16 protein-coding genes are annotated in these 23,710 nt (G+C 43.8%); 9 read left to right on the forward strand and 7 right to left on the reverse strand.

Going from position 1 to position 23,710, the window contains the following annotated elements:
- Positions 1-59: 59 nt before the first annotated feature.
- A complete protein-coding gene (locus tag LLF92_05715) occupies positions 60-3,362 on the reverse strand; it encodes an AsmA-like C-terminal region-containing protein (GenBank protein ID MCE5340609.1) in 3,303 nt (1,100 codons plus the stop codon).
- Positions 3,363-3,376: 14 nt separating this feature from the next.
- Positions 3,377-4,654, reverse strand: coding sequence for a phosphoribosylamine--glycine ligase (gene purD / locus LLF92_05720; protein MCE5340610.1), 1,278 nt, complete (start codon positions 4,652-4,654; stop codon positions 3,377-3,379).
- Positions 4,655-4,825: 171 nt separating this feature from the next.
- On the opposite strand from purD, the gene LLF92_05725 reads away from it, so the two are divergent.
- From LLF92_05725 to LLF92_05735, 3 genes are all read left to right on the forward strand, one after another.
- Positions 4,826-5,920, forward strand: a complete 1,095-nt coding sequence (locus LLF92_05725) for a DUF1573 domain-containing protein (protein MCE5340611.1) — start codon at positions 4,826-4,828, stop codon at positions 5,918-5,920.
- 95 nt (positions 5,921-6,015) lie between these two features.
- On the forward strand, positions 6,016-6,297 hold the full coding sequence (locus tag LLF92_05730) for a hypothetical protein (GenBank protein ID MCE5340612.1): 282 nt from the start codon (positions 6,016-6,018) through the stop codon (positions 6,295-6,297).
- Between the two features lie 1,188 nt (positions 6,298-7,485).
- Complete coding sequence (locus LLF92_05735) at positions 7,486-7,734, forward strand: RNA-binding protein (protein MCE5340613.1); 249 nt, start codon at positions 7,486-7,488, stop codon at positions 7,732-7,734.
- Positions 7,735-7,785: 51 nt separating this feature from the next.
- Here LLF92_05735 and LLF92_05740 read toward each other — a convergent pair whose 3' ends face one another.
- The 3 genes from LLF92_05740 to LLF92_05750 all read right to left on the reverse strand — a co-directional run bounded on the left by LLF92_05740 (position 7,786) and on the right by LLF92_05750 (position 9,319).
- Positions 7,786-8,034: a hypothetical protein gene (locus LLF92_05740; protein MCE5340614.1), complete on the reverse strand. Its 249-nt coding sequence runs from the start codon at positions 8,032-8,034 to the stop codon at positions 7,786-7,788.
- A gap of 142 nt (positions 8,035-8,176) precedes the next feature.
- On the reverse strand, positions 8,177-8,455 hold the full coding sequence (locus LLF92_05745; GenBank protein MCE5340615.1) for a nucleotidyltransferase domain-containing protein: 279 nt from the start codon (positions 8,453-8,455) through the stop codon (positions 8,177-8,179).
- 48 nt (positions 8,456-8,503) lie between these two features.
- The gene (locus tag LLF92_05750) at positions 8,504-9,319 is read right to left on the reverse strand and encodes an inositol monophosphatase (protein MCE5340616.1); all 816 of its coding nucleotides are present in this window, start codon (positions 9,317-9,319) and stop codon (positions 8,504-8,506) included.
- A gap of 71 nt (positions 9,320-9,390) precedes the next feature.
- On the opposite strand from LLF92_05750, the gene LLF92_05755 reads away from it, so the two are divergent.
- The 6 genes from LLF92_05755 (at position 9,391) to LLF92_05780 (ending at position 16,488) form a co-directional block, all read left to right on the forward strand.
- Complete coding sequence (locus tag LLF92_05755; protein ID MCE5340617.1) at positions 9,391-9,864, forward strand: DUF2752 domain-containing protein; 474 nt, start codon at positions 9,391-9,393, stop codon at positions 9,862-9,864.
- Positions 9,861-10,544, forward strand: coding sequence for a hypothetical protein (locus tag LLF92_05760; protein MCE5340618.1), 684 nt, complete (start codon positions 9,861-9,863; stop codon positions 10,542-10,544). The genes LLF92_05755 and LLF92_05760 overlap by 4 nt, the downstream gene beginning before the upstream one ends.
- Positions 10,545-10,555: 11 nt before the next feature.
- Positions 10,556-12,148, forward strand: coding sequence for a phosphoglycerate dehydrogenase (gene serA / locus LLF92_05765; protein MCE5340619.1), 1,593 nt, complete (start codon positions 10,556-10,558; stop codon positions 12,146-12,148).
- 84 nt (positions 12,149-12,232) lie between these two features.
- The gene (locus LLF92_05770; GenBank protein ID MCE5340620.1) at positions 12,233-14,038 is read left to right on the forward strand and encodes a DNA topoisomerase VI subunit B; all 1,806 of its coding nucleotides are present in this window, start codon (positions 12,233-12,235) and stop codon (positions 14,036-14,038) included.
- A 169-nt stretch (positions 14,039-14,207) separates the two neighbouring features.
- On the forward strand, positions 14,208-15,581 hold the full coding sequence (gene glmM, locus LLF92_05775; protein ID MCE5340621.1) for a phosphoglucosamine mutase: 1,374 nt from the start codon (positions 14,208-14,210) through the stop codon (positions 15,579-15,581).
- A 4-nt stretch (positions 15,582-15,585) separates the two neighbouring features.
- Positions 15,586-16,488 (forward strand): cation diffusion facilitator family transporter, encoded by a 903-nt coding sequence (locus tag LLF92_05780; protein MCE5340622.1) that lies wholly within the window; start codon positions 15,586-15,588, stop codon positions 16,486-16,488.
- Here the strand turns inward: LLF92_05780 and addA are convergent.
- Positions 16,475-20,080: a helicase-exonuclease AddAB subunit AddA gene (gene addA / locus LLF92_05785; GenBank protein ID MCE5340623.1), complete on the reverse strand. Its 3,606-nt coding sequence runs from the start codon at positions 20,078-20,080 to the stop codon at positions 16,475-16,477. The genes LLF92_05780 and addA overlap by 14 nt on opposite strands.
- The gene (locus LLF92_05790; GenBank protein ID MCE5340624.1) at positions 20,077-23,445 is read right to left on the reverse strand and encodes an exodeoxyribonuclease V subunit gamma; all 3,369 of its coding nucleotides are present in this window, start codon (positions 23,443-23,445) and stop codon (positions 20,077-20,079) included. Before LLF92_05790 ends, addA begins: the two co-directional genes overlap by 4 nt.
- Between the last annotated feature and the right edge of the window lie 265 nt (positions 23,446-23,710).

Below are 23,710 nucleotides of genomic sequence, written 5' to 3' on the forward strand. Positions count from 1 at the left end.
TCTGGATATAAAAATACGATATTTTCTCGATAGGTTTTTGAGCACAATATAAGTCCTGCCTATTTAGTTCCAATCATTTCCAGCGGCTTCATCAAAATCGGCAGCGGTTCGACTTGCACCTCTGGCTTGTCTAATGAGCCTCTGACATAAACTTTCAAAAACGCTGCGCCGATACTTGACGTAAGATTATCGAAAAAGTGCGGATTTTCTTTACCCGCCGCGCTGTAAGCCACGAAATCTATATTAAGCGAATCATCTGTCGGCTTATACGTCCCGGTACCTCGAAGCGACGCCGTTGGGCCGTAAATATCCATTCTGCTGATTTGAACAGTCTCGCCTTTTACGAAAGCCTGAAGTTTTACGTTATCGAAGGCAAGATCTTTCTTTATCGCTTCGAGAATAGCGTTTCGGATACTCCAGACAAGGCCTTTACCGCCCAATTGAAGTCCGGTCGCTTCGATATAGACTCTGCCGCGGTTGTCGTCTGGTTTTTGAAGATTGCCCTGCACTCTGATTTCGCCGTTAAGGGTGCCGCCGGATTTTTCAGCCGCGCCCGGCGAAACAAATTTTTCAGAGCTTACGCCGACGATAGCAAGGTCGATATTATATTCCGCAAAACCGCCCTTTGTGTCGGATTTAAAAACCGCATTGCCCGCAATTCGTCCGCCGAAGCATTCCCCGACAAAATCTTTAATAACGATATCGGGATCATTAATATCGTACGGAATTTTCAGTTTCAGATTTTCCAGCGACCTGTTTTTAAACGACAGGCTCTTGACATCAAGCAGAAGTTTGCATTCTTTCATACCCACGCCGATATCATATTGAGTATCGATATTCAGTATAGCATAAACGTTTGTAAACAGTTTCGATTCACCGATTGAGCAATTCTTAAAAAGAGCCGTTCCGTTCATTTTAACGAACTTTTGGCCTGTTTCAGTTTTATCGTAATTAATCCTGTCTAAACTAAGGTCTATTTTCCCATCCGGACTTAGCTTGTTATAATATGCCTCGGCGCTTCCGAGAAGAGCAGTAAATCTGGGGTCAAAATTCAAATCAGTCGCTTTAAGATTCAGACTTGCCCATTCGACATCGCCATTGGCTGTTTTTAAATTTCCATTAAGAGTAATATGGCCGGGAAAGTTCATATCATCAACAACCGGAACTGCCGATAGTGAAACAAACTCTATGTCATCAGGACGAATGACCACTTTGCCCTTGATATCATCTAACGGCAAATCGAATTTGCTTAAATACACACTGTTATCGAGGCATTCGACTCCGATTTCAAGGTCAGGGCATTTAATACGCGAATTTTTGCCGACCTGCGCATCAATATTCACAGGCCCGCTGAATTGAAAATCCCTAAGCATCTTCGCGCTGTTTTTGCCGATAATTGATTCGACGGTATTGCTGTCGAGCGTTAAATCTTTTGCGTTCAGATGCACGCAATAACCAATGTCTTCATTTGCAGCCGCCGTCCAGATTGTGCCCGACGCGACAAGCGGACTGTCATTAAAATCGGCACTGAACTCTTTGATAATCAGAGCCTGCGGAGTAAGGTTGGCGTCAACATGAATATTCTTCAGCGGCTCCGGCAGTTTGGGCGTTTTGATATAATCGCCTTTGATATTCAGCTTCGCAAGATAATCGACAGGCGATTCATTATTGTCAGTCGAATGAATTTCTATGTCGGCATCGCCCGTTGCCTGAATATCGAAATTGCTGAAGAACTTTTTCTGTTCTGCCGGAAAAGCGAAGATTAGTTTATTGTCTATCGCGACATTTTGGGCGATGATATTAAAATCATAACGCGGCACTGCTGTATTGGCGTCGGTAATATTGCCGTTCATTTGAATAGTACCACCGCTTTGTCGGCTAAAAATATTTTTGAGTTCTATTTTGCCGCCGTCAACCGAGATTTGGCCGGTAATGCCGGAAACAGGATACGGAAAATAATTGCATATAATTGAAACATCGAGCAAATTGCCGTTAAGCCGGAATATTCTTTGCCCCGGCGGTTTGGCAGCATAAATAAAATCACCTGCGACCATCCCTGTAGGCGAGAAAAGATACCATAGTTTTTTATGGTTAGGCATAAGAGCCGCGTAAAGGTCTCCATCAAGCAGCATATTATTACTGCTAAGCACGACGTTGCTGTCCATTGTTTCGCCGAACCCGTCACAGTAGCCGTTCATTTCGATATCGACTTTGCCGTGAGCGGCCTTGACATTATTCATAGTCATACTTGTTTCGGTAACGTCGATTTTGCCATGCATATGTTCGACAAGGTATGGAAACAGAAAATATTGAATTGAAATATCGTTGCAGTCAAGAAAGCCTTTGCAGTGCGTTTTGGCGATTTCCTTAACTTTGCCGGTAAGAATCACATCGAGTCCCAAACGTCCCTGCGGCGAGAAATTATCGAAAAACACCTGGAGCAGCGGAATAAACTGTTCAAAAATTCTGCTGCCGTACGCAAAGCAGTTATCAACAGGGTCGCGATAAATATTGAGTTCCCGCATCTTTACCGCGAAAGCAAACGATGGGTCTGTCGTATAATCCCTGACAGTTCCATTCACATCGATAACTGTTTTGGGCCCGATAGCGATGGTTGACTTATCAAACGTAACATTTTCCTTGTCGGCTGTAATTTTTGAACTGAAACTTTTGATATTGCACTTGCTGCCGAACAAATTCAATTCCAGACGAGGCAATTGTCCTTCGAGTAAAACTTCCATATTTTCTTTTTGCAGAAGTTTGACAATTATAAAATTACCGTTTTCTATTCGCGGATCGTTTTCGGTTACAGTGAAAGTAATTTGTTCGGTTCCGACCGTTGTATTCGCATGGCCGCCGTTGGTATTGCAGGAGATTGTTTTGACTTCCTGACCGTTATTGACTTGAGTAAATTTTATTTCGCCTCGTTTGAAACGCAGCTCCGGCAATATCTGTCCCTTTTTCTTTTCCGGAAGTTTCAGTGCCGCGACATTCCATTCTTTTTCATCCGCGTTAAATTGCACATTCAGAACAAAATCAGAAATCCGCAGCCGTTTGAGTTGCGGACTTAATTTTATAAAACTCCACGGCGAAAAATACGCGTCGAGCGTTTTGGCAGTTAATATCGCGTTGTCTGGCTTGTTAATTTTTAGCGGACTTATGCGAATATTTTGCATACTGATTCTGCCGCTTAGATGAAATTTTAAATCATCTATTTGAACGTGCGCACCGGTCATTTGTTTTAGTTGTTTGACAGCAACAGGCTTGAGCAAATTCCCGCCGAGATTATACAAAAAAACGACCGCTACCGCGACGATAACCCAAATAATCGCACGAATAACCTTTTTATTTTTTTTTGCCAAATCCAATCCCTGAATTATATTTTCAACTTTATCGCCTTATCCGCGATATCCGTCCTGTAATATGCTTTTTCAAATTTGATTTTCTCAACTGCACTGTACGCTTTGGCTTTCGCGTCGGCAATCGTATTGCCCAGCCCCGTAACACCAAGAACTCTTCCGCCTGTTGTTACGATATTGCCGCCTTGTTGTGCAGTGCCGGCATGAAATACCATCACGTCTTTGTCGGACTCGGCATCGTCGATTCCCGTAATTACTTTGCCTTTTTCATAATCGTCCGGATACCCGCCCGATGCCATCACAACACAAACCGCAGGCCTGCTGTCCCATTGCAGCGTAATCTTGTCAAGCCTGCATTCGCACGTCGCCAGCATCGCTTCAAGCAAATCGCTTTTGAGTCGCGCAAGTATCGGCTGCGTTTCAGGGTCGCCGAATCTGCAATTAAATTCCAGAACTCTCGGCCCGCCCTGCGTGAGCATAACACCCGCGTAGAGAATCCCTCTATAAGGCGTTCCGTTTCTATTCATACCGTCAACTGTCGGCACAAGAATTTCGCGGATTATCTGCTCCATAACTTTATCGCTCACTATCGGTGCCGGACAATATGCGCCCATACCGCCGGTGTTCGCTCCGGTATCGCCGTCGCCGATTGCCTTGTGGTCTTGAGCGGTTTCAAGAACATAAATATTTCTGCCGTCAACGAAAGCCAGAATTGATGCTTCCTGTCCGAGCAGTTTGTCTTCAACAATAATTTTCTCGCCCGCCTTGCCGAAAAGTTTACCTTCCATAATTTTTTCAGCAGCGTTAATTCCCTCTGCCGGGTCGTCGCAGACAAAAACGCCTTTGCCTTTTGCAAGCCCGACTGCTTTTATCACAACAGGTTCATCCCTGCTGGCGATGTAATTTTTGGCGTCCTGAAAATTATCATAAGTTCGGCTTTCAGCGGTCGGTATCGAATTTACCTTCATAATCTGCTTGGCGAAAGACTTGTCAGCTTCTAACTGCGCCGCCGCCTTGCTCGGCCCAAATGCCTTTATGCCGGCCGCCTCAAACCTGTCCACAAGGCCGTCCGAAAGCGGGTCTTCTGGTCCGATAACCGCAAGGCCGATATTCTTTTCTTTGGCAAATGCCAGCAGTTTGTCATATTCATCTGCGTTTATAGCTACATTTTCCCCGCATTTAGCCGTTCCCGGATTACCCGGTGCGATATAAAGTTTCTTTAACTCTTTGGATTTAGACAACTTCCATGCGATAGCGTGCTCGCGTCCGCCATTTCCAATCAACAATACGTTCATTATTACCTCGCCTATATATAAGTAGTATGAGTCGGTAATTTACCATAGCCGAACCACTTTCACAAGAACACTTTATAACCTTTAACGCACCAATTTGGAGTTGATACGTAAATTAACGTATGTTATACTTTAATGTTCACGATTTTTAACAATTTTATGGAGAATTTACTTATGAACGGCAGAAGTTTCAAATTTTGGGCTATTGCAGTAATTTTTTGTTTAATTTCGAGCGTTTCTTACGCGGGCCTTTTTGGAAATAAGGAAAAATCCAAAAAAGATGCAAAGGATGTTAAGCAAGCCGCGCCGGCAAAAATCGAAGCGAAAAAAGAGATAAAAGAAACAACCGCCGCCATATCGAAAGCAAGAATCCAGTTCGACGTCAATTCACACGATTTCGGCGAACTCGCTCCAGACAGTAAAGTAGAGTGCAAATTCAAATTTAAGAACGTTGGCGAGGATATATTGAAAGTTGACCATCTTCAGGGCACGTGCAAGTGTACGATACCTGATTTGGCGAAGAAGGAATACAACCCCGGCGAATCAGGCGAAATCACCGTCCAGTTCCACGCTCCGAAATATCAGGGACAGACTTCGCAGCACATTATAGTTTTCAGCAACGATAGCGAAAAACCAAGAGCCGAACTGGAAATAAAGGCGTATGTAAAGCTTGCTGTTCAGATCTCGCCTGAAAATCTGAATTTGTCTTTGGTTGACGCAAATCAGGGAACAACACCGATTATCCTTACAGCAGCGGACAACGAAAAATTTGCGATTACAAAAATCGAATCGCTTGGCAACGTTATTACGTTTAATTTCGACCCGAACGATTATACCGAGAAGCACGTTTTGAAGCCTATTATAAACACAACATATCTGCGTAATAATCTCACAGGCGCAGTTACATTTACGATAAATCATCCGAAATGCAAAGATGTGCGTTTGCAGTGGAACTGTTTGAAGGAATTCGAGGCCTCGCCGTCGGTTATTATTCTTCGAAATGCCGAAGTTGGCGACATCCAGAAACGCAGTATTTTCCTGACAAGCAATTACAATCAGCCGATAACTATTGATTCGATTAAATCTGATAAGGGTATTGTAAAAGTTATCAATCAGGTTCAGACCGAAAACAGATTCCAGTTCGATGTTGAGATTGCTCCGCCGGCAAAAGAAGGCCAACTGCGTGTATTTTCTGACACGCTGCATATAAAGATTAAAGGCAAGGACGAGATTAATATTCCCTGCCGCGGCTTTTATAAAATCGGCTAAAAATCTTCGTATCTCGTTATTCGTGAAGCGTGAAGCGAAAAACGTCGAGATACGAGATGCGCTTCACGAGATACGAAATACGAGATACGTTTTCTATGCTTACCTGTCCGCATTGCGGAAAAGAATTCGATGAGAGGAAAAAGCCGAAAGGCAAGTGGTATTTTACCAACAGATGGGTAATTATTGCCCTGCTTTCTATCGGTCCGTTTGCGCTGCCGATGATTTGGGGCAATCCAAATTATAAACCGCTGACGAAATGGATTCTGACGATAATCACACTGATTGTGACAGTTGTTATAGTTGTTTTATCTGTGATTTTGATTGGCGTTTTGATAGAGCAGTATAGAAACCTGATGCAAATGATGTCGGGGTATTAATAAAATGTTCAGTTCCCGGACATGTGCCGGGGGTATAAAACTTTTTTATTCCAATTTTTCCTGCACCAATGGCAGGGGTTAGCAATTCGTCGTTTAGCGGCAGCCGGCACGGCGGCCTGTTTTTAAAACAGTAAATTCCAAAAAATATTAAATCCATCTCTGCCGCCTAATGCTGTGTTATGTCATTGCGAGCGCAGCGTGGCAATCTCAATCTCCATGGCACCCAAACACCTCGCATCTTAACTTTATTATACATAGCTAATGACTATTGACCAACAGCTAATTTGCTTTAAGGCAACGCCTGTATAGGCGAAAAAAAAATAAAAAGACAACCTCGGACAAAGCTTGCTTGGGGAGAGGTTATTTTTATTTTTTTGCAGTGTTCGCAGAACACGCCTTAAAGCAAATCGTCGTGCCTTCGTGGTAAAAAAACAGTGTCAATCCGCGTTAATCCGTGTCTAAAAAAATCGTGGTTGAAAATAATTTAAAATTAAGAATTAAAAACCAAAAATTTCTTTGTGCCTTGGTGTCTTAGTTTTAACCCCCGAATCTTCAAGGTTTTTTTCTACCTTGAAAGAAAAAAACAGAGGGGGTGGCTGCCGTAAGAAACTGCAAGTTTTCAAAGCACCGATTTTTCATTTATATTATTTTTGCCGATTTCACTTCCTTTTACTCCCATTCCAGTTCATTTCACTTCATTTTACTGCGTTTTAGTTTCATTTTGTTGCCATCAAAAATTGCGCCTTGCGCAAATTTAAAGTAAAAACGCGCATTATCTATTGGCTACTGGCTACTGACTACTACATATAGTGGCACTGAAATTTTGCGCACGCGAAAACCTGCGCCAATGTTGCGATTTTTCGAAAATTTCGATTTTTGAGAAGGTTTTTAAGTGTTTTTAAGCGTTTTGTGAATTACTTGCGCACATTAAACGCTGTTTTTTGATAAAAAACGGAAAAATTGAAAAAATGATAATTGCTTTTGTGATATGAAGTTGTGTCAGATTTTTAATAAAACGTGCGCATTTGTATTTTTTAAAAAAAACGCCATAACCCCTTTATTTTCACGCTGGGATTTTATTAAAAAAGCATCCCGATTCATCGGGATTCCCAAATTTTGAATTTTGATGTTTGATGTTTGATTTTAGGACAGTATAATTACACACTTATAAATTTTGGATTGGCAATTATGGGTAAGAAATTATACATCGGAAATTTGGGGCCTAACGCGACGCAGGAGCATTTGCAGTTGTTGTTTTCAGTTTTTGGCAAGGTAAAAAAAGCCTACATCGTCAACGATAAGGACACCGGCAAGAGCAAGGGGTTTGGTTTTGTTGAAATGAGCGATGACGCTGAAGCTAAAGCAGCTATCGAAGCTCTGGACGGCAAAGACTGCGGCGGATACACCGTCAAAGTCAACGAAGCTAAATCTAAATAAGCAATTCACTTATTTATGTTTTAATAAATTACTGTTTGATGCTCTGTAAATTTATACGGCTTTTTCGAGAAAATCTTTACAAGCAGCCGGTACAGGTTTGGCAATCGCAAGCAATCTCTGCTTATCGAGCATATAACCATATCCATGAATCTGCATGTGTCTGAAAAGCAGCAATTCACGGAAACAGCCGAAGTACTCTTCTGCGACAAGATTATTTTTTCTGGCAGCTAAAAGTATCTCCTTGTGCCAGCTTTCCGCTTTAATAATTTTAAGATTTCTGGCCTGTAGTTTACACCGCAAAATTCTTTCTATTCCGGTGTAAATATCCTGCAGGAGTTTCCCCAACGCGATAACCTCCTAATCAGAGAGATTTTCCTTTGACAATAAATCCTCTGTCAGTTTTACAGTATGCAGAATATTTTTCCGCTCCCCTGAAATATAATCAGCTTCTGCGCTCATAGATTCTGATACCTTTTTGTCGCACGATTGCGGCTATCGGTGGGTTTTGTGAAAGGTCAACAAGATCGACAGGCCTTGGCAGTTCAAAAAATAACCTGCCATAAAAATCAAAGAATTTTTTGGAATCCAAACCTTCGACAGCCAGGTCGATATCTTTTGCGTGTTCCTCATCTTCCAATGTCGAACCGAAAAGCCAGACGCTTTTGGCTCCGAATTGCTCGGCACATGACTTTACGATTTGTTTAAGTTCTTCTGAAGACATATCTTAAGTATAAAACAAGACATCGAATATGTCAAAACAAAACGGTAATTAATTGTTTATCAAATCAATCAATTTTTTCTGCACACGTTTATTAGCTGCAAGAACGTTGAACGGTTCGCCATTATAAGCATTCATATCAACCGGCCAAAGCGATTTGCCCTGCCAGTCTGTAACTAATGCGCCCGCGGATTCGACAAGAATCCCGCCTGCCGCAATATCCCATAGTTTGGGGCTGTGCATAATAGCGCCAATAAACGAGCCTTTGGCGACATAAGCAAGATGCATTGCGGTTGTGCCCAAGCTCCGGCATCGCAGCATTGTCTGCAATTTAGTAATCCACGCAGGAACGCCAGCGGCGTATAAACTCTCAATTCCGACCGTCTGGTAAAAATGAAAATCATTATCATTGGCCGCTATGCGTATATTATTATACTGCGGCGGAGCGTCGCCGGCTGCTGTAAACATTGAATCTGTCGCGGGGTCATAAATCACGCCCAGCACAGGCCGGCCTTCATACATCAAACCGATACTCACAGCAAAACTTAAAATCTTTTGTGAATAATTGTTCGTGCCGTCGATTGGGTCGATTACCCACCAAAAATTACTATCGCCTCTTGGCGTTTGCTTGAAGAGTTTATTGTCTTTGCCTTCTTCAGCGATGATGCCGTGCGCTGGGTAGCTTTGCATAATGTTATCGATTATTATTTTTTGGCAGATAGGGTCTGCGTGTGTAACAAGTTCGCTGTCGCTTTTTGCGGATACTTTTACAACATTAATTTCTTCCATCGCGCGTTGCCCGGCGAGTCTTGCCGCGACAACTGCGACTTCCAGCATATTGTGTAAATCTTTGTGGTCGAGAGCCATTTGAACCTCAAATTTAAAATCTATTTTTGTACCTGCTTGACACAACACTTAAAATAAGTAGCCTTATCATAATGACCGAACGTAAAAAGTCAAAATGGTTTACAAAATCAGCTTTGGAAGACAGGCTGATATTCATGGCAATATTTATCGCCATTCTGTCGATTTTCATCGCCTTTTTCCTCTCTGAAGCGGGCATAATCAGCCTTTCTGGAAATGGCATAACCCGCCCGACCACAAGTGGCGGCTGCGCATTTTACCGAAACACCGGCATCCCCTGCCCAACCTGCTTCTGGACACGTGCGATGGAGGATTTTGTGAAATTCAGAACAACAAAAGCCTTTGTAACGCAACCTGCTGCAACAATTTGTTACATTACTTTGCTTTTTGTGGCTTTTTTCTCTTTACTTAGTGCTATTTTGGGGGTAAACTTCGTGTTCCTGCCTTCGGTTAGGCTGTGGCGAGCAGATTATATAGCTATAACAGCGGCAATTATTGGCCTAGCAGGATGGATAATAACAATATTTAGAACTATGGATGGAAAATGAAAATCAGCAAAAAAAATATCGTTTTGGCAATAACTATTGCTGCATTGGCCGCTTTTTGGGCAGGATGCAACATCGCAGGCGGATTAGTGAGCAATGTATCCTCCGAAAGAGAATCTGACAAGATTACAACTGCAGAGTTCAAACTTGCCCCAACGGAAGGCAAAATCGTTGTGCTTGTCAATCAGCCCGGCTGGGTAAAGACACCGGTAGACCTTCGGGCAGAACTTACCAAATATATAAACATCGCCTTTACCGAAAGTGTGCTGATCGATGAGGAACGGATTATACCTTATAAAGATGTTTTGAACGCAAGATTGGAATTGCCCAATGACAGGCGGGATGAGCCGAACGAAATAGCGGCCAAACTCGGAGCGAACTATGTACTGTTTGTACAGGTAATGGATTTCGATTTAAGCACATTCGCAGAAAGAGATTTTTTCAACGGTATGATGAAGTCAACCTGCTGCCTGTTTGATTCGACTGGAAAAATGATTTGGCCTGAAAAAGAAAGTCGCGACATATTTGTTGAAATAGAAGCTGAAAAAGGAACAGTAGAAACTGCTGTGGCAAAATTGACCGCCTCGACAGCCCACTGCGTAACAAGATATTTTTATGATTGTAAAACCATCCGCTTCCGCGTACCTGAAGAGCACAAAGAAATTGAAAATTACGACTTTTAAAGGAGAAAGAAATGATTAAGATTTTGATTACCGACAAGCTGGCAAAAGAAGGCATCGACTTGCTCAAGACAATCCCTGGCGTTGAACCTGTCGTGAAAACCGGTATAAGTCCGGAAGAATTAATTTCAATCATTGGTGAGTACGACGGTCTTATCGTAAGAAGCGAAACAAAGGTCAACGCTAAAATTCTCGAAAACCCCGGCAAGTTTCGTGCAGTCGCAAGAGCCGGAGCCGGCGTTGACAATATTGATGTGCCGACCGCTACCAAAAAAGGCATACTCGTTATGAATACCCCCGGCGGAAATACTTTAAGCGCTGCCGAGCATACAATGGCACTGATGCTTTCTATGTGCAGACACGTCGCACCGGCAGCGGCAAAGATGAAAGCCGGCGAATGGGACAAGAAGAGCTTTATGGGCGTTCAGCTCAACAATAAAGTTCTTGGCGTCATCGGCCTGGGCAGAATCGGTATGGCTGTCGCGAAAATGTCAACCGGCTTCAATATGAAGATTCTCGGTTACGACCCTGTCGCAACGCCGCCTGAAGCTGAAAAGCTCGGCATTGAAATCACAACCGACCTTAACAGAATTTTTAAAGAGGCTGATTTCATTACCGTTCACGTTCCGAAGAACGAAAAGACATTAAATATGATTAACACCGAGCAGTTCAAGATGATGAAACCGACGACAAGAATTGTCAACTGTGCCCGCGGCGGAATCATTAATGAAGACGCTCTTTATGACGCACTCGAAAATAAAATAATCGCAGCGGCTGCACTGGACGTATTCACAGAAGAGCCGCCAGTTAATAACAAACGTTATGAAAAAATTCCGAACTGCCTTGTAACTCCTCACTTGGGCGCAAGCACAGCCGAGGCACAGGTTGAAGTCGCGGTCGAAGCGGCACAAATTCTTGCCGATTACCTGAAAACCGGAGTAATCAAAAACGCGGTGAACGCGCCGTCTTCCGGCGGAACAACTCTGCCGGTCGTCGAAACTTACGCTGCACTTGCGCAGAGAATCGGTACACTCGTCGCTGCTATGGCAGGCGGACAAATCAAGAAAATAGATCTCCAATATCGCGGCTCAATCGCCCAGCACAATGTTGCAATGGTAACAAGCTCCTTTATGATTGGTCTGCTGCAGTCTTCGAGCGAAGACCACGTAAATATGATTAACGCAACAGCACTGGCTAAAGAAAGAGGCATTAGCGTTGACATAATAAAGAGTCAGGAAGCAAAAAATGTCGCGTCAGGATTCGGAGTAAAAGTTACAACAGCAACCGGAACTTGCACCTTTACAGGAACGGTATTCAATGATAGAATAATGCGAATAATCGAAATCAACGGTTTCGATGTCGAAATGACGCCGGCTGATAATGCTATGATTATCTTCAATGACGACAAGCCGGGCGTTATCGGCGCTGTCGGCACTGTACTGGGTAAACACGGCACAAATATCCAGACGATGGGCGTAGGCCAAAAAGCCGCAGAGAAAAAGGCTGTTTTGGCATTTAGTCTTGACGCTATGCCGGACGAGAAAACACTGAAAGACATCAAAGGCCTTGATTTTGTAAATGAAGTTTATTCGTGTAAACTTAGTTAAATTAATACTTAATTGGTAAATAGTTAATAAAACCTTTAAAACCCCCCGTCATTGTACGGGGGGCTTTCGTATTTAAAATTGAATATGGCAGCAACAAAACCACAGAAAGAGATTTCACCGAATCAGATGAGCTTTGATTTTAACGGAAACAGTGCGGCAAGCGAAACCGGTATTCTGGAACAATCGCCCGCAGAAGAACCGGAGACAGAAACGAAGAGTAAGAAGTCAAAGAAAAAAACCGATACTTCGGCTAAAGGTAAAAAGCCGCGTCAAACCAGCGATGAGCAAAGTGAGAAGTCTGCTCACCCCAAAGGCGCCGCTAGCGCTGAATCAATGGCCGCAAAACAGCGAGACATCAGCATCAGCGAATTCTTCGCGAAAAACAGACATCTGCTCGGTTTTGACAATCCAAGAAAAGCATTACTAACAGCAATCAAGGAAGCCGTCGATAACTCACTCGATGCCTGCGAAGATGCCAAGATTTTGCCGGACATTACGGTAACGATAAAGCAGTTGACCGAAAAGAAATTCACAATAGTTGTAAAGGACAACGGCCCCGGAATTGTCAGCAAACAGGTTCCGAACGTTTTTGCCAAACTTTTATACGGCAGCAAGTTTCACAGTTTAAAAATGTCTCGCGGCCAGCAGGGAATAGGTATTTCCGCAGCCGGCATGTACGGCCTTTTGACAACCGGCGAACCAGTCCAGATTATTTCCAGAACGGACAAAAATAAAAAAGCGTATCACTGCCATGTGCAAATCGACACCACGAAAAACAAACCGATGGTAATTCTCGATGAGGATTGTGATTTTGATTTACCGACAGGAACGCAGGTAACAGTTACGCTCGAGGGAAAATATCAGAAAGGCAAACAGTCCGTCGACGATTATATCGCACAGACAGCTATGGCCAATCCGCACGCTACGGTCATTTACAATTCACCTGACAATCAAAGATATGAATATGTCCGGCAGACAAAAGAACTGCCTTTTGCTCCGGTTGAAATTAAGCCGCATCCGTATGGCGTTGAACTCGGTTTGCTTTACAAGATGGCGCGTGAAACTACATCCAAACATTTGAGCCAGTTTTTGCAGAATGATTTTTCGAGAATAAGCCCGAAAGTTGGGGACGAAATATGCAAAAAGGCCGGCATCTCTAAAAACGCAAAATCAGGCGATATGAGCCTCAAAGAAGTGGAAGCCGTTCATAACGCGATTAACGAAACAAAAATTATGGCGCCGCCCGTAAATTGCATCGGCCCGATTGGCGAAAGCGAACTTGAAAAAGGTCTCAAGCGAGTTGTCGAGGCAGACTTCTATGCCGCATGTACGAGGAAGCCGGACGTTTACCGCGGCAATCCGTTTTTAATTGAGGCTGCGATTGCTTATGGCTTCAAAACAGAGCATAACGGAAATAATGACGACCCGGACAAACTTCCGCAGCTCGAATTGAAGAGATTTGCCAATCGTGTCCCCCTGCTCTACCAGCAGAGTGCCTGCGCGATACACAAAGCGGTTGTTGATACAAACTGGAGAAATTACAACTTGTCGCAGTCCAGAGGCGCACTGCCTATGGGTCCGATTGTGCTGATGATTCACATGGCTTCAGTTTGGGTACCGTTTACTTCCGAAAGCAAAGAAGCAATTGCGCACTATCCGGAAATCATAAAAGAAATCAAACTTGCTATCCAGGAATGTGGCAGATTGCTCGGAATGTATCTGCGAAAACAAAAACGCATCAAAATGGAAATGCAAAAGCGGGGTTATATCGAAACATATCTGCCTTTCATCGGAGAAGCACTAAAAGAAATCTTGACTTTGAAAGATGAACAGGTAAAAACTATCGTTTCCCGTTTAAAAGAAGTACTTGAAAAGACAAGACAAATATAATATAAGCAATAGCCAATAATTTTGTTTGGCAATAAAATACAAGCAATAAGGGCGGTTTAATATCGGTTATACACACCAAAAAAAACGTGTTGAAAGTGTTAAAAAGTGTTTTGTGCCTGATTTTTCGGGTACGAAGTTTAGGGAATAATATTTATTTTAGAGAAACAAAATGCAGGACTTAATTATCTCAATTAGCGGTCTCCGCGGTATTGTTGGAGAAAATTTCAATTCACAGACAGCATTGAATTACGCATTGGCATTCGGAACATTCCTCAAAAATTCAAAAGGCAAACCAAAACTCAAAATCGCAATCGGCACAGATTCAAGACCGAGCGGCGATATGATTAAAGCGGCAGTTGCTGCCGGTCTGTGCTCTTTGGGCGCAGATGTTATAGACGTAGGACTTGTAACCACTCCTACAGTTGGAATTATGGTTAGAGAACTGCTATGCGACGGCGGTCTGGTCATTACCGCTTCGCATAACCCTATCGAATATAACGGCATTAAACTGCTGACAAGCAAAGGCATTGCTCCGCCTGCCGGAATGGCCGAAAAAGTAAAAGCTATTTTTGAAAAAGGCGAATTCAGTTTTGTATCATCCGTCGACTGCGGAAAAATTACAGTTGATCACAGCGGCGATTCGAATCATATCAAATACGTTCTGGAATGTGTAAAGAGAAACCAGATAGCTCCATGCAGATTCAGAGTTGTACTCGACAGCGTAAACGGCGCAGGCGGCAGACCGACAAAAAGACTTCTGTCTATCTTCGGCTGTCGAATTACAGCATTGAACGACAAGCCTACTGGTATGTTTGCTCATACACCAGAACCAACAGCGGAAAACCTGACTTCGCTTTGCGATGCAGTTAAAAATCTCGGCGCCGATATGGGATTCGCACAAGACCCTGACGCAGACAGACTGGCGATAGTTGACGAAACCGGAAAATATATTGGCGAAGAATACACGCTGGTACTGGCAGCAAAGCAAATATTAAGTTACAGACAGGGACCCGTTGTTACAAATCTTTCTACTTCGCGAATGATTGACGATGTCGCAAAAGCTGCCGGCTGCGAAGTAATACGCACACCGGTCGGCGAAGCGAACGTCGCACAGGCAATGGTAAAGAACGGCGCGGTTATCGGCGGCGAAGGCAACGGCGGAATTATCGACCTGCGAGTCGGCCCAATCAGAGACAGCCTTGTCGGCATATCCCTGATACTGCAGCTTTGTGCTGACACAAACAAGAGAATCAGTCAGCTTGTAAGCGAAATTCCTGCGTATGAAATGAAGAAGCAGAAATTCACAGCAGACAAAAAACAGGCTGAAAAAATATTCACACAGGCCAAAAAGACATTCAAAAAAGCCCAAATCAACGAAAGCGACGGCGTGAGATTCGACTTTGAAGAAGGCTGGATACACCTGCGGGCAAGCAATACAGAACCTGTCATCAGGCTTATTTATGAATTCAGAAAAGACGCCGCTGATGCTGCTGAAAAATATATCGAAAAGATAACAGGGGTAATCGAAAAAATTACAGGATAACCCAATGCCTCCACATACGGAGAAAAATACCGAAGCGTTTAAACAGATTATGAAAGTAACCTGGCTGGGTATATATATCAACCTTGCTCTGGTTGCTGCGAAAATTATTACCGGTTTTATCGTTGCTTCGATGGCGATGGTTGCAGACGGATTTCATTCTCTGTCAGATTTACTTACCGATTTTGCGATTATGATTGGCGTTAAAATCAGCAGTAAAGAGCCGGACGAAGAACATCCCTACGGCCATAGCTGGGCTGAAAACTTCATTACCGTTCTAACCGCGATTCCGCTGGCCATAGCTGGCGGATATATGGTTATAAAAGCTGTTCACAGCATCGCAGACCACAATGTCAACAAAATAGGCTGGCCGGTTTTAATCGTTTCATTGATTGCCGTTGTTCTAAAAGAATACTCTTTTGCCGTAACTAAAAAAGTAGCTGTCAGGCTCTCAAGCTCAATGCTTTACGCCAACGCGTGGGATCACCGCAGCGACGCCTTGAGTTCGACGGCCGTTGCGATTGGCGCTGTGGCATCTATGTTGGGTTTCGCCTATGCTGACCAGATAGCTGCCATTATCGTGGGCATTATGATTGTATGGGTGGCTGTAAAAATATTATCAGATTCCGCCGGACAGTTCACCGCACGTGCGGTTGACGAAAGCACGAGCCGGCAAATCAAACAGATTATCTCATCACAGCCTCAAATACGCGACTGGCACAAATTGCGAACAAGAGTCGTCGGCAGAGAACTTTTTATGGATTTGCATATCCTCGTTGACAAGCAGCTTTCGATAACAGAAGCGCACAACATCGCCGAGTCGCTTGAAAATGAAATGCACAATCAGATTTCGCAGCCCGTAAATATTACGGTCCATATCGAACCGGATGAACAGCCTAAAATGCTTTAAACGATTTATTGGCGTTTAGAAAATACAGATGTCCTTCGACTTTTTCCAGTCCCAATATTTTCCCTGCCGCTTTGCAATACCATTTTATCTGCGAAACGTACTTTTCCGCCCGCTGCTGAATATCTTCAGGCTTCACTCTGTCTGTTTTGAAATCGATTATCACTGCGCCGTCAGGCGTTTGAACGAGCATATCGATAATACCCTGCACGATTATTTTCTCATCCTGATAATTTTTCATTTCGGGATATAATTCCCAAACACTGGCCGCGTAAGTAAACGGCCATTCCCGCATTATTTTGTTTTTGCCGTCGCGCACAAGCTTACCCAATTCGCTGTTAAAGAAATCGAGTACCGAACGACTGTTTATCTTGCCTGCGATTTCTTTGGTTATGTATTTACTACTGACAAGACTTTCAATCGTCTGATTTATCGTGTTTACGTTAACGCCGTCAGTTAACTCTATGTTTTTGATAACAAGATGCGTTGCGCTGCCGATGACAAGACCGCCGCTGCTGTTGGCGGATTTATCAAACGATTCGAACAAATAATTGCAGTCAGATTCAGCGTATTCCAAATCTCCGTGTGCAATGGAGGTAACCGACTGCTTGGCTTTAATGCCGGCAAAATCCACAAAAGGATAATTCCAGTTAAGCCGCTGTTCTATTTTTCCAAGCAGCGAATTATCCGCCGCCGGTATTTTTATTGTTTCATATCTGCTTGCGGAATGTTTTTTAAACATTTGATTCGCGAGCTGCGATATTTCCTGCGATGAAAATATTTTCAAATCGAAAAGATTGCCGTCTTTGCTGTCAATTTCAACCGGCAGCTCAAAACTACTCTGCAATTTTTTATATGACGCAAGCGCAAGCATAATCCAGTCAAGTTCGTTCACCGCGTCTTCTATCAGCCAGTCGGGCAGTTTTTCACCATCACAAAGCCCGCCGTTACTTATAAGCTGAACGCATTTTTCATTTTTCGCAGCTCCGGAAATAATCAATTTGTCTTTCGCACGCGTCAGAGCGACATACAGAATCCTCATTTCCTCTGAAAGAGTCTGTTTTCTTTGTCTTTCACGAATAAGCTGCCAGGTAAGCGATGACAGTTTGGAAGCATTCTCGATAATTTTCAGGCCGATAGTATTCGATGCGTCCGTAATGCAGTCGGACGAATGACCTCCGCCCTGAAAGCGTCTGTTTGTCTCGACCAAAAATACGATTGGAAATTCCAAACCTTTGCTTTTATGAATACTCATAACCCGTACAGCGTTTGCAGCGCAACTGTCAGGCTCCGCCGGCGCCCAGTCTCCGCCTGCGTCTAAAAGTTTTTGCAGAAAATCGACAAACCGTGAAAGAGAAACAACATTAAAACTCGATGTAAAGTTTTCAAACTGAATCGCACGCTGATGAAGCTTGAGCAGATTCGACCGCCTCTGCGAACCGCCCGGCAGCGCACTTACAAAAGCCGGATAATCCGTCTGCGTATAAATCCGCCAGATTAAATCCGCCAAAGACGACTGCCTCGCAAGAGTCCGCCAGTTATCAAGCGTCCGCAGAACATCCGCGATTTTGCCCGCCGGATTTTGCGATGCGCAAGATTCAATAGCGGAATAAAAATCTTCTTTTTCTTTGTTTTGCGTTTTTGTTTCAGCAAGCTGCGCTTCGGTAACACCGAACAGCGGACTCCGCAGCACTGCCGCAAGAGGAATATCCTGACGCGGATTATCAAGCACCTGCAAGAGCGAAAGCATATCGGTTATTTCCGTCGTGGCAAAATAACCCGCCGAACTATCGCTAACGACAGGAATATTCGCAAGCCGCAGCACCTGAACATAATTGCTCGCCCGCTGCGCAAACGCCCTTGTCAGAATCACAATATCGCTATACCTGCACGGCCTGTACGCATTAAGCGACTTATCAAAGACCTGAAATTTCTCGACCTCGATGAGTTCTTTAATTCTATTAGCAACCGTCAGCGCCCTGCAATTTATCGCCTCCGAAGAAATCCCGCTTTCATCTTTTTCATTTTCATCATCGTCATCTGCCTGCGAATCCTCATCGACAACCATCATCTCAACATCCGGCCTGCCGAGGTCCTGCGAGGTCTTAAAAGGCTTTAACGCCGCGTTTTGGTCATAATCTATCGCCGCGACGGATTCGGTCATAATCCGTGAGAAAATTTCATTCACGAAATTCAAAATCCCCGGCCGCGACCGAAAATTCTCATTCAAATCCACGCGAGATTTGGTTTCGTCACCGCCGCTGCTACTTAGCCTTTTAACGAACAGCCCGCAATCGGCGCCTCGCCATGCATAAATACTTTGTTTAACATCGCCGACGACAAAAACCTTCGCGCTGCCGCAAAGCATATCGATTATTTTCTGCTGAACGGGGTTTATATCCTGATATTCATCGACAAATATATATTTATATTTTTTCTGCAAATGCAAAGCAATGTCCGAAGCCGTGCCGCTGTCAACATCTCCATTTTCACAAAGAAGCGCGAGCATATATCGCTCAAGGTCTGAAAAATCCACAGAGCCAAGCTGCTGCTTTGCGGTTTTGTACGCCGAATCGAATCGCTTGACAAGCTCAACCAAAACTTTCGTCTGCACAGAACAGCCGCCCGCGACAAGACGTTGATATTCAGGATTCAAAATCGCAAGCGTCGGCAGATATTTAAAATCTTTTATCGCTTTTATCGCCGCACCCAAAACAAATTCCCGCAACTCCGAAGAACATGTTTTCGGCTTGTTGTTCCATTTAAAACCTTCGAAGCTGTTTAAAACTTCAATAAAAGACGGCAAATCATCCTTTTCAAGAAAATCAATCGCAAGCACAACAGGCCCGAAACATTCGCTTTGAATTTGTTCTGCCCAGTGTCCGTTTGTAATTTTTTCATCAAGTTTCAGCGACCATTCGAATCGCTGTTTGATGTTTTTTAATTTGCCGAGAATATCCTGCTTTTGATTTTTAAACGCATCTGATGCGGCCGCGACAACAGCGTCATTAAAAACCCCCGCCCTGTCGAACCATTCCTGCCGCGAAACTACAGTATCGAGAAAATCACTAATACTAACGATGCAATTGAGAAAATTAGTTTTCGGATTCGACACCGGCCTGCCGTTTAAAAGCTGCTGCATACCTTCCGGCATATCGTTCCATGCATCTTCGGTAACACGCGCAAGAATTTCCCGCTTGATAAGTTCGCTCTCGTCAGCATCCATCACCCTAAACGCAGGGTCGAGTCCGAGCCGATGAAAATGCTGCCCGATGATTCGCTTGCAGAACGAGTGAATCGTGCTGATGTCTGCGCTGTCGAGCATTAAAAGCTGTTTGCGAAGATGAATATTTTTTGATTTTTGAGCCGCGTCTTTGAGATTCTGCGCGATTCGCTGCCTCATTTCGCCTGCCGCCGCGTCGGTAAATGTCAAAACAAGAATATCTGAAACATCCGGACACAACTCCTGCGCACCGAGTATGCGAACCGCCCGCTGCGAAAGCACGGTCGTCTTGCCCGTACCTGCCGAAGCTGCGACGGTTATATCGCCGCTGCTCGACTCGATTGCCTGTTGTTGTCCTTTAGTCCAGTTCATTTCGATGTCTCAAAAAATTCTGTCTTGGAAATTTTCGTTATCTGCGAATAACCGTTAATCTGCCAGTCGAATCGGCAAAACGCTTTATATTTGCAATTCGCACAGGCTGTGGTTTTGTCAAATTTATAAGGTTTAATTTCAATTTCGCCGGAAAGTATTCGACTGCCAAGCTGCTTGAGTTTATTTTCCGCAAAATTCAGCACCGCATCGAAATGTTCATCCCGCAAAAGCGAACTTGATTCGTAATAGCCGAACTGCCCGTCTTTTTGCGTAATTCCGAAACTATAATACGGACTGCGCCCGCCGGCTGTTTGCGAATCTATACAATTAAAATACTCGCCGTTGAAAATACCTTTCGGCTTTCTCTTTATTTTACCTGCGTTTGTTTCAATATCATCGATGTCTGCCGAATCGGCAGTCGATTGAATCTTAAAATAAAATGCGCCGAGTGGAATCAGATTTTTATATTTTTCAATAGTTTGATTTTTTATGGCAAGCAGATAAATCGGAAGCTGCAAATCAAGCCCCGCTCCAAAAAGCGACCAGTTTATCGAGGTCTGCGAAGTTTTATAATCGACAACAAGGCAATAATTTTTGCCGTCTTCCGACAATAAATCCACTCTGTCGATTTTGCCGTCGATATGAATTTTTTTGCCATCCGGCAAACTCAACTCAATCGCAGGCATCGCTGAATCGCGTCCAAATCCCGTTTCGGCGGCAATTTGATTAAATTTTCCAGCCGCGGCAATCTGCGAAAATTCCAACACCGCGTCTTTAATCATTTCCGATGCCGAAAGCACGATAAAACTGTTGTGCTTTGTTCGCGCTTTGAAACTTTTCAGAAAATCATCTTCTAAAAGAAGTTTTTCTATTGCCGCGTCAGTTAATTTTGAAAGCACATCAGCCGGTGCGTTTGAAAAATTAAAATTTTGTTTTTTCAAATCGCCGAACAATATTTCGAGTACTTTATGATAAAAAAGGCCGAGACTAAAAGGCTCAAGCTCGAAAATACGCCGTTCCTTCAGTTTCATTATATGTTCACTAAAATATCTGAACGGACAGCTTGCGAACGATTTTAAACGTGTCGCGCTCGTTGCCAGAACATCCTGCATCGGCGGATTTTCCAATGCCGCGGTGTTTGTATAATCAATCGCGGTTTTGATATTTTCAACGTTTAGCCGTCGTCGGCACGACGACGCAAGTTCATCCAGCAGCCACTTGCATTTTGCATCCGTATTGTCTGCCGGCGCAAAATTATCTTTTCCCAATCTGGCGGCAAGCAGTGCCGACAAATCAGAAGTGTTATATAAATTATCAAACCCATCGCTGCCGTAATATTTTTCTTCGACAAGGTCGGTGAAAAGAGATTTCAACTGCTCGACAAGGAAACTCGGCTGAACATCCGTCCCTTTTTCATCAGCCAGCGGATAAGTAACATTCAGCAACTGCGAAGGCCTTGTAAAAGCGATATATGCCAGATACCTGCGTTCCATAAGCTGCGACGAACCCCTGCACGCAAGTTCAAAACCTGCGTCGGCACTTACCTTGCGGTCGTTATCATTCAAAATATTATCATAATATATCGGTATCGGAAATTGCTTTTGCGTTCCGCCAATTAAAAATACCGCCTTCAAATCCGGATGCCTGCTTCGCTCTATCGAACCGACAAGCACCTGATCGAGCGCAGGCGGAATCAACGCAACCGTTATCTGACTGAACATCGAGCAGATTAACGAAGCGTACTGACGCGTGGTGAGCGAACTGTCTTTGAAGATGAAAAGAAAATCGTCCATCAACTGCGTAAACTGTGAAAAAAATTGCTGATGAAGTTGCGCTTCGTCGAGCCTGCCTTCTTTAAATGCCGCATTCGTCCAGTCCGCAAGTTTCTGCCGAACGTTGAGACTATCGAGAAAAACTAAAACCGTCTGATAGAACCATTCGGCCGAGAGTCTTTCCTCCCGCTGCATTAACGCCCGTAACTGCAAAAGCTCTTCCGTAGCTCTGACCCTGATTTTATTGATAATGTCATTATCGAATTCGTCTTTTTTCTGCGCGAAGTGCCATTTCTCACTGCTCAACCAATCTTTGGCCTCGATACCGAACGCAAGACAATAATTTTCGAGCAAATCAACTTCCGCCCTGCTGACAGAAGCAAGGTCGCTCTTCAAATAATTTATCACATCGTTCGTTGAGAATCTGTCGGTCGCGATTTTCAAAGCACTGGTAATAAGTTCAACTGCCGGATACTGCTGCAAACATCTTCGCCTGTCAATAAAGAACGGAATATTAAAATCGCCGAAAATCGCCTGAATGAAATGATGATACTGGTCAATGTCGGACGCAATAACCGCTATATCTCGCCAGCGGTAATTTTTCTCGCGCACAAGCTCGCAAATCTGTCGTGCAACATAATCGACTTCCAGCCGTGTTTTCGCACAGGCTGTAATCTTTATTTCACCATTGCAGGCCATCGGCCCAACTTCGTCAAAACTGAAAATATTTTTCTCAAGATGTCCAAGCGCTTTTGAATTCGCAAAACGATTCGCCTTGTCAAGTACAACAGGTTTTTCAATTTGCAGTTTTAATGATTTAACTACTTCAAGCAAACCGCCGTAGGTTTTCGCAGTCGGCTCGAAAATTCCGGTATAATCGTTTTCCAATGCCGCGGGGTCAAGACACATCGCTATTTTCGCCGTGGAACAAACTTTCAATAATTCCGCCAGCATCATCGTTTCGGAAGTTGTAAAGCCCGCAAAGCCATCGACCCACAGCGAACAGTCTTTCAAAAATTCGCTTTTGGATACTGATTCTTTGGCGAGATTAAGCTGATTATCGCTGTTTAGAAAATTGCCTTCGACAAAGGCAAGATACTGTTTATAAATCAGGTTTATATCTGTAAGTTTTCCCGCGGTTAATTCCGATTTGCCGCCAAGCTGTTTTATAAGCGTTTCAACGTCATCTGGACTCTTGCCATATTTTTGCAGCTCGGAAATCGTCTGCGCGATAGAAGAGGCCGTGCCCTGCCGTTGCGCCGCCGATGAAAAAATTGATAATTTACCTGCGTTTTCACAAAGCAATCGGTGAACTATCATATCCCTTGCCTGCGAAGTCAAAGGCCGGGCGGCGAGATTTTTACCGAAAATCATATAACAGAGTCGCTGAAATGAAAGCACGTGCAGTCGGCTGTAACCTTTTATTCGTGAATCGGAAAGAATCGCCCGTTCAGCCTGATATGTAGCCTGCTCCGGCACAAGAAAAACGAGATTCTGCTGGCTTTTACCATTCAACAGACTTTCTATAATCTGCTTTATGCAAAGCGTCGTCTTTCCTGTCCCGCTTCTTCCTAATATAAATTGAACAGCCATTAATTAACCACGAATTAACACGAATAAACACAATTTTTTAACCGCGGATTACGCGGATTTAACTGAAAAAATTAAATATAAAAACTATATTTCAAGTGGGGTACAAATTGTACCCACCTTCCAGATAACCATAACGATGTCATTCCTGCGAAAGCGGAAATCCATATTCTTCCAATGCAGTTGTCGGCAAAATGTCGACAACTCAAATATTAACGTAGGAGGGTGGCAACTTGCCCCCACCCCTCACTAATCTATATTACCATAC

It is taken from the genome of Planctomycetaceae bacterium, from assembly GCA_021371795.1.
Taxonomy (GTDB): Bacteria; Planctomycetota; Phycisphaerae; order Sedimentisphaerales; family UBA12454; genus UBA12454.

Coding starts and splice junctions, on each gene's coding strand:
- purD (MCE5340610.1), bottom strand. CDS start 4,654: ATGAACGTATTGTTGATTGGAAATGGCGGACGCGAGCACGCTATCGCA.
- LLF92_05725 (MCE5340611.1), top strand. CDS start 4,826: ATGAACGGCAGAAGTTTCAAATTTTGGGCTATTGCAGTAATTTTTTGT.
- LLF92_05730 (MCE5340612.1), top strand. CDS start 6,016: ATGCTTACCTGTCCGCATTGCGGAAAAGAATTCGATGAGAGGAAAAAG.
- LLF92_05735 (MCE5340613.1), top strand. CDS start 7,486: ATGGGTAAGAAATTATACATCGGAAATTTGGGGCCTAACGCGACGCAG.
- LLF92_05745 (MCE5340615.1), bottom strand. CDS start 8,455: ATGTCTTCAGAAGAACTTAAACAAATCGTAAAGTCATGTGCCGAGCAA.
- LLF92_05750 (MCE5340616.1), bottom strand. CDS start 9,319: ATGGCTCTCGACCACAAAGATTTACACAATATGCTGGAAGTCGCAGTT.
- LLF92_05755 (MCE5340617.1), top strand. CDS start 9,391: ATGACCGAACGTAAAAAGTCAAAATGGTTTACAAAATCAGCTTTGGAA.
- LLF92_05760 (MCE5340618.1), top strand. CDS start 9,861: ATGAAAATCAGCAAAAAAAATATCGTTTTGGCAATAACTATTGCTGCA.
- serA (MCE5340619.1), top strand. CDS start 10,556: ATGATTAAGATTTTGATTACCGACAAGCTGGCAAAAGAAGGCATCGAC.
- LLF92_05770 (MCE5340620.1), top strand. CDS start 12,233: ATGGCAGCAACAAAACCACAGAAAGAGATTTCACCGAATCAGATGAGC.
- glmM (MCE5340621.1), top strand. CDS start 14,208: ATGCAGGACTTAATTATCTCAATTAGCGGTCTCCGCGGTATTGTTGGA.
- LLF92_05780 (MCE5340622.1), top strand. CDS start 15,586: ATGCCTCCACATACGGAGAAAAATACCGAAGCGTTTAAACAGATTATG.
- addA (MCE5340623.1), bottom strand. CDS start 20,080: ATGAACTGGACTAAAGGACAACAACAGGCAATCGAGTCGAGCAGCGGC.
- LLF92_05790 (MCE5340624.1), bottom strand. CDS start 23,445: ATGGCTGTTCAATTTATATTAGGAAGAAGCGGGACAGGAAAGACGACG.